The sequence below is a fragment of the Novosphingobium organovorum genome (genome assembly GCF_022832435.1).
Lineage (GTDB): Bacteria > Pseudomonadota > Alphaproteobacteria > Sphingomonadales > Sphingomonadaceae > Novosphingobium > Novosphingobium organovorum.
Genome location: NZ_JALHLF010000125.1, coordinates 1 through 9,376, shown reverse-complemented (window position 1 = coordinate 9,376; position 9,376 = coordinate 1). Strand labels below are relative to the sequence as shown.

Sequence of the window (9,376 nt, the reverse complement as noted above, 5' to 3'; positions counted from 1 at the left end):
CGGCGCGAGGCCCTCCGCCGACCAGCAGCAGCCGCGCGTCGCGCTGGCGTTCGAGCAGCGCGGGCATTGCCGCGATCAGGTCGTCGAGCCCTTCGTAGTCGTAGAAGCTGCCGATGAAGCCTATCACCGGGCAGGGGGCGCCGTCGGCGGTCTCGAAGCCGAGCGATCGCGCCAGCGCGGCGTCGCGCGCGGCGGGCGCGCCGAACAGCGCGAGATCGACCCCGTTGGGCATGACCGTGATCTTTTCGGGCGGGGTGCCGCGCGCGGCCAGATCGGCGCGCAGCCCTTCGCAGATGGTCACGACCGCATTGGCGCCGCGCACCACCCGGTTTTCCAGCGCGCGGGTCAGCCGGTACTTGAGCGAGCCTTCCTCGCCGGTGCCGTTGCCTACCGCTGCATCCTCCCAGAAAGCGCGGATTTCGTAGACCACCGGGATGCCCAGCCGCCGCCCCACCCGCAGCGCCGCCGCGCCGCACAGCGCGGGCGAGTGGGCGTGGAGGATGTCGGGCCGCCATTCTCGGGCGAGGCTCTCGATCCCTTGGGCGAAGCGCTTGATTTCCTGCCATTCGCGAATGCCCGCAGGGCCCTGCACCACGCCCGTGACACGGTCGAATACCAGTCCGTCCGCCTCCTCGGGCGAAGGGCCGGAGGCGGTGTGGCGCAGCCCGGTGATGGAGCGCACCGCAAAGCCCATCGCTTCCTGCGCCTTCAGGATCGCGCGGGTGCGGAAGGTGTATCCGCTTTGCATCGGCAGCGAATGGTCTAGGACGTGAAGGATACGGGGGGAGCGTTCGGTCATGGGGCGCTTTTCCTACAGGAGAACGCTTAACGTGGCGTCAACCCGGAAGCTCTAGCAGGTTCTGCGATGGTCGACATTCTCGCCCTTGCCCTGGCCCATGGCCTGATCGCGCTGGCGGTCTGGCGGCTGCTGGCGCGCCCCGATCTCGATGATGATGCGCTGGCGGCCGATGCGCCCGCCAAGGGCGGGCCGCCGCCGAGCGCCTCGTCCGGAAAGACCGGAAAGGGGCGCCGTGCGGCGCGCCAGCGGGGAGTGATGATCGTGCCCGGCGCGGCGCACGAAGAGGGCACGGGGCACGCCGCAGGGCCTGAGGACGGTAGCGGCCATGCTTAACCTTGGCCTCACCGCCTTCTTCGCGTTCCTGATGGTGATGGGCCTGCGCCGCCCGTTCATCTGGATCCTGTGCTATCTTTATATCGACATCGTCGCCCCGCAGATCATCTCGTGGGGCTTCCTGTCGATGATCCCGACCTCCTTGATCGCTTTTGCCGCAGCGTTCCTGGGCTGGCTGGCGTTCGACGACAAGACCGATTCGCGCTTTACCTGGCGCCAGGGGGTGATGGTGGCGCTGTTGGTCTATTGCGGGCTGACGACGCTGGGGGCGGTCTATCCGACCGAGGCGTTGCAGAAGTGGGCCTGGGTGTGGAAGGCGCTGGTCTTCGCGATCTTTCTGCCGCTGACCTTGCGCACCCGGTTGCGGATCGAGGCGACGGTGCTGGTCATGGTGCTGGCGGTCAGCACGCTGATCGTCGACGGCGGGCTCAAGACCGCGATGGGCGGGGGCGGCTATGGCGAGCTGCGCATCTTCGTGGAGAACAACACCGGGCTCTACGAAGGCTCGATCCTGTCGTGCGTGGCGATCGCGATCATTCCGGTGGTGCTCTGGCTGGCCCGGTATTCGACGGTGTTTCCCACCGACTGGCGGGTCAAGACTTACGCCGCCGCGCTGATCTTCGCCTGCTGCCTCATTCCCATCGGCACCGCCGCGCGCACCGGGCTGGTCTGCCTTGTCGTGGTCTGCCTGCTGTACTTGCGCACCGCGCGCCACCGCTTTGCGATCATGGCCGGCATGGCGCTGGCGGCCTTCGTCGCGATCCCCTTCCTGCCCCAGTCCTATGTCGCGCGCATGGACACGATCGAGGATCACCAGTCCGACCAGTCGGCCAGCACCCGGCTCGGGGTGTGGAAATGGACCATCGGCTTTGCCAGGGAGCATCCCTTCGGCGGTGGGTTCATGGCTTATCTTTCCAGCCACGTCGATTACGACACGGTCACGGTCGACAATTCGGGCGGAGTGGCCACGGTTCACCGCGACCATATCGTCGAGAAGGGGCGCGCCTTCCATTCGAGCTATTTCGAGATGCTGGGCGAGCAGGGCTATCCCGGCCTTGCGCTGTGGCTGCTGCTGCAGGTTTCGGGGCTGTGGCAGATGGAGGCGATTCGCCGCCGCTGGAAGGACCGCACCGCTCCGGGCGAGCGTTGGGCCGCTCCGCTGGCGAACGCGCTCCAGCTCGCGCAAGTGTCCTACATGATCGGCTCGCTGTTCGTGGGAATTGCCTTCCAGGCCTTCATCCTCGATCTGATCGGGCTGCAATGCGCCTTGTGGACGTATCTCAGGCGGATCGAGAAAACCCGCGATTCCCGCGGCGAATCGGCTGAACTCGGCGGTCCGGCCACCGCGCGTAAAGGGCCCGCGCGGCCCGCCTTGCGGCTGCCCGCCGCCCGCTGAGCGCTGCGGCCCGCGTCGGGCGGGACATCTTTTTACGATCCCTACCCCTTAAATCGGGACAGTTCCTTCCGTTATGGTTACGGATGCGCGGTGAAGGCTCAGGATAAGAACCTTTCCATAGCCTGCACTTCGCATCCGCATTTACGGCAAATTAACCTTTAACCTTCATTGCTGATATGGTTAATTCACGGCAATGACCGTTTAAGCCCGGTTAGCGAAGCCGAACACTCCGGGGGCAACAAGGGGACATCCCAATGCGAGTTCTGTTGATCGAGGACGAACCGACCACTGCGCGGGCCATCGAGCTGATGCTGACGGCGGAGGGCTTCAACATCTATTCGACCGATCTGGGCGAGGAAGGCCTCGATCTGGGCAAGCTCTATGATTACGACATCATCCTGCTCGACCTCAACCTGCCCGACATGCATGGTTATGACGTCCTGAAGAAGCTGCGCGTCGCCAAGGTGCAGACGCCGGTGCTGATTCTCTCGGGCATTTCCGAAATGGATTCCAAGGTCCGCTCGTTCGGCTTCGGCGCGGACGACTACGTGACCAAGCCGTTCCACCGCGAGGAACTGATCGCGCGCATCCACGCCGTGGTGCGCCGCTCGAAGGGGCACTCGCAGTCGGTCATCCGCACCGGCAAGCTGGTCGTCAACCTCGACGCCAAGACCGTCGAGGTCGACGGCGCGCGGGTCCACCTGACCGGCAAGGAATACGCGATGCTCGAGCTGCTCTCGCTGCGCAAGGGCACCACGCTGACCAAGGAAATGTTCCTCAACCACCTTTACGGCGGCATGGACGAACCCGAACTCAAGATCATCGACGTGTTCATCTGCAAGCTGCGCAAGAAGCTCAGCCACGCCTGCGGCGGCGCGAACTACATCGAGACCGTGTGGGGCCGTGGCTATGTGCTGCGCGATCCCGACGAGCTGCAGGAAGTCGCCTGAGCCATCCCTTATTCCCCTTGTCGTCACAGCGCCTGCGCGCGGTGACCTCATGCGAAACGACCGGCTTTCCCATCGGAAAGCCGGTCGTTTTGGTTTTCATGGTCGGGATGTTCAGAGCGCGATCGCGACGAGCGAGAGCAGCAGCGCGGTCATTACCGCGTTGAGCGCCATGCCAAGGCTGGCAAAGGCGCCTGCGGTGTCGTTGACCTGGAACGCGCGCGCCGCGCCGAAGCCATGCGCCGAAACCCCCAGTGCAAATCCGCGCGAGCGGTAGTCGTCGAACCGGAAGGCGTTGAGCAGCGGCGTCGCGGACATCGAGCCCACGCACCCGGCGAACAGCACGATCACCGCGGCGAGCGCGGGGATCCCGCCCAGCTGGTCGGCGATGGCCATGGCGACCGGGGTCGTTGTCGCGCGCGGGGCGATCGAGGCGAGAATCGCGCGCGGGGCTCCGAACAGCGAGAGAATGCCCACCGCGCAGGCGATCGAGGTGATCGCGCCGGCCGTCAGCGATAGCGCGATCGGCACGGCAAGGCGCGTGATTCGCTCGCGCTGCGCCCAGATCGGCACCGCCAGCCCGACCACCGAAGGGCCGAGCAGGAAGCTGAGCAGGAACGTATCGGCCTTGTAGGCGGCGTAGTCGGTCCCGGTGGCCCACAGCAGACCGATCAGCACCGGGGTGGTCCACAGCACCGGGTGGCAAAGCGGGTGGCGGCCCGACTTGCGCGAGAGGATATCGAAGGCCTCGAATACCCCGACGGTCAGCGCCAGCCAGAACAGCGGGGTTGCGACCAGCGCGCTGAGACCGTCGGGCGATGCGCCGCCGCCGCTCACGAGGTCGGCTCCGCAGCGACCGGCCGACGGCCGACTTCGCCGGGTGTGAAGCGGTGCAGCGCCCAGCGGAACACCGCCGCGGTGACAAGGATCGTCACCAGCGTCGAGACGGCGGTGGCGACGGCAAGCCCGAGCCCATAGCGTTCGAGCGCGGGTCCTTCGTTCATCAGGCCCACGGCGGCGGGCACGAACATGATCGAGAGGTGCGCGGTCAGCCAGGCGCTCACCGCCGAAAGCGTGGGCCGTTCGCGCCGCACGAGCGCGAGCCAGCCGATCAGCAGGACCATGCCGATGACCGAGCCGGGCAGCGCCAGCCCGGTCAGGCGGTGGAGAACCTCGCCGGCCAGCTGGCAGGCGAGGAGAAGAAAGATGGCGGACAGCATCGCTCGGATCGGTTCCTGCAAACGGAGTGGGGCACGAACCCGTACGCGCCCCTGTACCCCTTACAAACGCGCCTTGGCGCGCAATGCAATGGTGCAATTCGTGCAACGTCATTGCCCTTTGGGCGCAGATGCGCTGCGCCGGGCTAATCGCCTGCGCGCGCGGGAGAGGCCGCCGGGCATTGACCGCGGGCTTCTGTCCTGTCAGTGCCGCGCGCCATGACTGCGCACAAACCCGGCGATCCGACGACTCTCAACCGCCTTTATGGCCGCGCCAAGGGCAAACCCTTGCGCGCTGGGCAACAGGCGCTGGTCGACACGCTCCTGCCCCGGATCGCGATGCCCGAGGAAGGGCCGATCACCGCCGAGGCGCTGTTCGGCCACGATTGCCCGCTCCACTTCGAGATCGGCTTTGGCGGCGGCGAGCACATGGCCTCGCGCGCCGACATGCTGCCCGGCCACGGCTTCATCGGTGCCGAGCCGTTCATCAACGGCGTCGCGCAGGCGCTCGTCCATGTCGCGGGCGGGGTGGAGAACGCCGGGGCCGAGCGCCCCCCGCTTGCCAACGTGCGCATCCATCATGGCGACGCGCTCGAAGTGCTGGCGCGCATTCCCGATGGTTCGCTCTCGTTCCTCTACCTGCTGCACCCCGATCCCTGGCCCAAGGCGCGCCACGCCAAGCGGCGGATGATGAACGATGGCCCGGTCGACATGTTCGCGGCCAAGCTCAAGCCCGGCGGGGAGTTTCGCTTCGGCACCGACCACGCGATCTACCTGCGCCATGCGCTGATGGTCATGCAGCGGCACACCGACCAGTTCGAATGGCTCTGCGACACGCCGGCCGATTTCCAGAAGCGCCCCGGCGGCTGGCCCGAGACGCGCTACGAAGCCAAGGCGCGCGCGGTCTACAAGCACGAGGTCTGGTACTTCCGCTACCGCCGCAAGGGCTGAAGGCGAACAGGGAGGCCTGCGCCGAACCCCGGTCATGGCGCGGCCTTTGCGCCACGAAAAAAGGGGCCCCGGTACGCACCGGGGCCCCTTTTTGTCGTTTCGCGTCACCAGAGGCTGGCGACTGGCGCCTCGTCAGCCCGCGACGCCCGCCGCGGCGAGCACCGCGCTGGTCAGCACGTCGGGCGCGATGGCGGTCATCGGCACGATCTGGACCGGCTTTTCCATGCCCAGCAGGATCGGCCCGATCGAGGTCGTCCCGCCGATCTCGCGCAGCAGCTTGGCCGAGATGTTGGCCGACTGCAGACCCGGCATGATCAGCACGTTGGCCGGAGCCGAGAGGCGGCAGAACGGGTAGAGCGCCATGATCTTGGGGTTGAGCGCGGCGTCCGGGGCCATTTCGCCCTCGTACTCGAACGGCACGTTCTCCATCGCATCAAGGATGTGCACCGCATCGCGGGTGCGTTCGATCCACTTGCCCTCGGGGTTGCCGAAGGTCGAGTAGGACAGGAACGCAACGCGCGGCTCATGGCCCATGCGCTTGGCGAGCGAGGCGGCCTCGCGCGCGATGATCGCCAGTTCCTCGCCGTTGGGGCGCTCGTTGATGGTGGTGTCGGCCAGGAACACGGTGCGGTTCTTGCCGACCAGCATGTGCATGCCGAAGGGCAGCTTGTCCGGAGCCGGATCGAGCACGCGGCGGATGTTCTTCATCGACTGCGCGAAGGGGCGCGTCATGCCGGTGATCAGCGCATCGCCCACGCCCATCTTGAGCAGGCCCGAGGCGAAGGTGTTGCGGTCGGTGTTGACCATGCGCTGCACGTCGCGTTCGAGGTAGCCCCGGCGCTTGAGGCGTTCGTAGATCATGGCGACCATCGGTTCGACGTGACCGGAGACCATCGAATTCTCGATCTGGTAGCTCTCCGGGTTGGAGACGCCCAGCTCGTTCATCAGGTCGTGGATGTTCTGCGTGCGGCCGACCAGGATCGGTTCGCCATAGCCGAAGTCGCGGAACTGGATCGCGGCGCGCAGCACCACTTCGTTGTCCGCTTCGGCGAAGATGACGCGCTTGGGGTTGGCGCGCACTTGCGCGTAGACCGAGCTGAGCACCGAGGTGGTCGGGTTGAGACGGCCCTTGAGCTGAAGGCGGTAGGCGTCGAAATCCTCGATCGGGCGCTGCGCGACGCCCGAATCCATCGCCGCCTTGGCCACCGCGACGGGCACGATTTCCATCAGGCGCGGGTCGAACGGTGCGGGGATGATGTATTCGCGGCCGAACTGCTGAAGCTCGCCGCCGTAAGCCGCCGCAACGTCCTCGTGGACCTGCTCGCGGGCGAGTTCGGCGATGGCGTTGGCCGCCGCGATCTTCATTTCCTCGTTGATCGCGGTCGCCGACACGTCGAGCGCACCGCGGAAGATGAACGGGAAGCCGAGCACGTTGTTGACCTGGTTCGGGTAGTCCGAACGGCCCGTGGCGATGATCGCGTCGGGGCGCACGGCCTTGGCGTCATCGGGATTGATCTCGGGATCGGGGTTGGCCATTGCGAAGATGATCGGTTCGTCGGCCATCTTCTTGACGTATTCGGGCTTGAGCGCGCCGGCGGCCGAAAGGCCCAGGAACACGTCCGCGCCGACCAGCGCTTCTTCCAGCGTGCGCGCCTCGGTCGGAACCGCGTGCGCGCTCTTCCACTGGTCCATGCTTTCGGTGCGGCCCTGGTAGATCGTGCCCGAACGGTCGCACACGATCACGTTGTCCGCGCGCACGCCCATCGACTTGATCAGCGAGGTGCAGGCCAGCGCCGCAGCGCCCGCGCCGTTCACCACGACCTTGATCTCATTGATCTTGCGGCCGGTGATGAGGCAGGCGTTGATGAGGCCCGCCGCGGTGATGATCGCGGTGCCGTGCTGGTCGTCGTGCATGACCGGGATGTTCATGCGTTCGCGCAGCGTCTGTTCGATCACGAAGCACTCGGGCGCCTTGATGTCTTCAAGGTTGATGCCGCCAAAGCTGGGCTCCATCATCGCGATGGCTTCGATCAGCGCGTCGGGGTCTTCGCTGTTGAGCTCGATGTCGATCGAATCGACGTCGGCAAAGCGCTTGAACAGCACCGCCTTGCCTTCCATCACCGGCTTGGAGGCGAGCGCGCCCAGGTTGCCCAGGCCCAGGATCGCCGAGCCATTGGAAATCACCGCAACAAGGTTGCCCTTGGCGGTGTAGTCATAGGCCTTCTGCGGATCGTCCGCGATGGCCTGCACGGGCACGGCGACGCCCGGCGAATAGGCCAGGCTGAGGTCGCGCTGGGTCGCCATCGGCTTGGAGGCGATGATCTCGATCTTACCCGGACGGATCGTCTGGTGGTAAAAAAGCGCCTCGCGCTCGGTGAACTGGACCTTGCTTTTCTCGGACAAACGTTTTCTCCCGGATTCGCTTGGGCCGATAACGCAAGATTTCGGCACGCGATAGGGGAAAGGCGAGGGGCGCGCGCTTCACAAGGGCCTGTGGCAGCCGCTAACGCTGCCCGCATGAGTTCTGCCGTGACCCCCATGATGGCCCAGTATCTCGCGCTCCGTGAGGAGGCAGGCGATTGCCTGCTGTTCTACCGGATGGGCGACTTTTTCGAGCTCTTCTTTGAAGATGCAAAAAATGCAAGCCAGATTCTGGATATCGCACTTACCACGCGCGGCGAGCATAACGGCGCGCCGATCCCGATGTGCGGAGTGCCCGTCCACGCCGCTGAAGCCTATCTGGCCCGACTTATCAAGGCCGGGTGCCGGGTGGCCATCGCCGAACAGACCGAGACACCGGCCGAAGCGAAGAAACGGGGCGGTTCCAAGGCGCTCGTCGCGCGCGACATCGTGCGCTTCGTCACCGCGGGCACACTGACCGAGGAAGCGCTGCTCGAACCGCGCCGGGCCAACGTGCTGGCTGCGGCCTGCGAAGTGCGCGGGACGATCGGGCTCGCCGCCTGCGACATTTCGACCGGACGCATGGTGCTGGAAGAGTGCGCGCCCGAGCGGCTCACCGCCGCGCTGGCGCGGATCGGGGCGAGCGAACTGGTCGTGCAGGACGGCTGGGCGCTGGCGCCCGAGGGCGCGATCGCGCGTTCGGGGCACGAATTCTCGTCCGACGGCGGCGAGGAGCGGCTGAAGGGCATCCACGCGGTGGCCACGCTCGACGGGTTCGGCACCTTCACCCGCGCGATGCTGGCGGCGGCGGGCGGGCTGATCGCCTATCTCGACCATGTCGGGCGCGGCGCGNCGGGGCACGAATTCTCGTCCGACGGCGGCGAGGAGCGGCTGAAGGGCATCCACGCGGTGGCCACGCTCGACGGGTTCGGCACCTTCACCCGCGCGATGCTGGCGGCGGCGGGCGGGCTGATCGCCTATCTCGACCATGTCGGGCGCGGCGCGCTGCCGCTGCTGCTCCCGCCCGAAGCGCGCGCGGGCGACGCGGCGCTGGCGATGGACGAGGCGACCCGCGCCAGCCTCGAAATTCTCGAATCGAGCCAGGGCGGGCGCAAGGGCAGCCTGATCGACGCGGTGGACCGCTGCGTGACCGGCGCGGGCGCGCGCCAGCTGGCCGAGGATCTGGGCGCGCCGCTGACCGATCGCGCGGCGATCACCCAGCGGCTCGAACTGGTGTCCTGGCTGCACGAGGATGCGCTGGCGCGCGAGGATCTGCGCGCCGCCTTGCGCGCGCTGCCCGATCTCGGCCGCGCGCTGGGCCGCGTGGTTGCCG

General features: G+C 66.8%; 9 protein-coding genes. 5 read left to right on the top strand and 4 right to left on the bottom strand.

Annotated features, from left to right (window positions below):
* Positions 1–799 (bottom strand): glycosyltransferase (locus tag MTR62_RS18435; protein WP_244023689.1); only part of this gene is annotated, 799 nt, incomplete at its 3' end.
* 66 nt (positions 800–865) lie between these two features.
* Here MTR62_RS18435 and MTR62_RS18430 point away from each other — a divergent pair.
* From MTR62_RS18430 to ctrA, 3 genes are all read left to right on the top strand, one after another.
* Positions 866–1,132 carry a hypothetical protein gene (locus MTR62_RS18430; protein ID WP_244023687.1) on the top strand — a complete coding sequence of 89 codons (267 nt, stop codon included), beginning with the start codon at positions 866–868 and terminating at the stop codon, positions 1,130–1,132.
* Positions 1,125–2,528 carry a putative O-glycosylation ligase, exosortase A system-associated gene (locus MTR62_RS18425; protein ID WP_244023685.1) on the top strand — a complete coding sequence of 468 codons (1,404 nt, stop codon included), beginning with the start codon at positions 1,125–1,127 and terminating at the stop codon, positions 2,526–2,528. The genes MTR62_RS18430 and MTR62_RS18425 overlap by 8 nt, the downstream gene beginning before the upstream one ends.
* Before the next feature lie 254 nt (positions 2,529–2,782).
* Positions 2,783–3,478, top strand: coding sequence for a response regulator transcription factor CtrA (gene ctrA, locus MTR62_RS18420; protein WP_214199672.1), 696 nt, complete (start codon positions 2,783–2,785; stop codon positions 3,476–3,478).
* 111 nt (positions 3,479–3,589) lie between these two features.
* On the opposite strand, the gene MTR62_RS18415 is transcribed toward ctrA, so the two are convergent.
* Positions 3,590–4,312 (bottom strand): LrgB family protein, encoded by a 723-nt coding sequence (locus MTR62_RS18415; RefSeq protein WP_244023683.1) that lies wholly within the window; start codon positions 4,310–4,312, stop codon positions 3,590–3,592.
* Positions 4,309–4,695 carry a CidA/LrgA family protein gene (locus MTR62_RS18410; protein ID WP_244023681.1) on the bottom strand — a complete coding sequence of 129 codons (387 nt, stop codon included), beginning with the start codon at positions 4,693–4,695 and terminating at the stop codon, positions 4,309–4,311. Before MTR62_RS18410 ends, MTR62_RS18415 begins: the two co-directional genes overlap by 4 nt.
* A gap of 216 nt (positions 4,696–4,911) precedes the next feature.
* On the opposite strand from MTR62_RS18410, the gene trmB reads away from it, so the two are divergent.
* Positions 4,912–5,643, top strand: a complete 732-nt coding sequence (trmB, locus tag MTR62_RS18405; protein ID WP_244023678.1) for a tRNA (guanine(46)-N(7))-methyltransferase TrmB — start codon at positions 4,912–4,914, stop codon at positions 5,641–5,643.
* Between the two features lie 132 nt (positions 5,644–5,775).
* Here the strand turns inward: trmB and MTR62_RS18400 are convergent, their stop codons facing one another.
* Positions 5,776–8,046 carry an NADP-dependent malic enzyme gene (locus MTR62_RS18400; RefSeq protein ID WP_244023677.1) on the bottom strand — a complete coding sequence of 757 codons (2,271 nt, stop codon included), beginning with the start codon at positions 8,044–8,046 and terminating at the stop codon, positions 5,776–5,778.
* 114 nt (positions 8,047–8,160) lie between these two features.
* Here MTR62_RS18400 and MTR62_RS18395 point away from each other — a divergent pair.
* Positions 8,161–9,376, top strand: a 1,216-nt coding sequence (locus tag MTR62_RS18395) for a MutS N-terminal domain-containing protein (RefSeq protein ID WP_456152713.1), incomplete at its 3' end; no start/stop codon positions are given.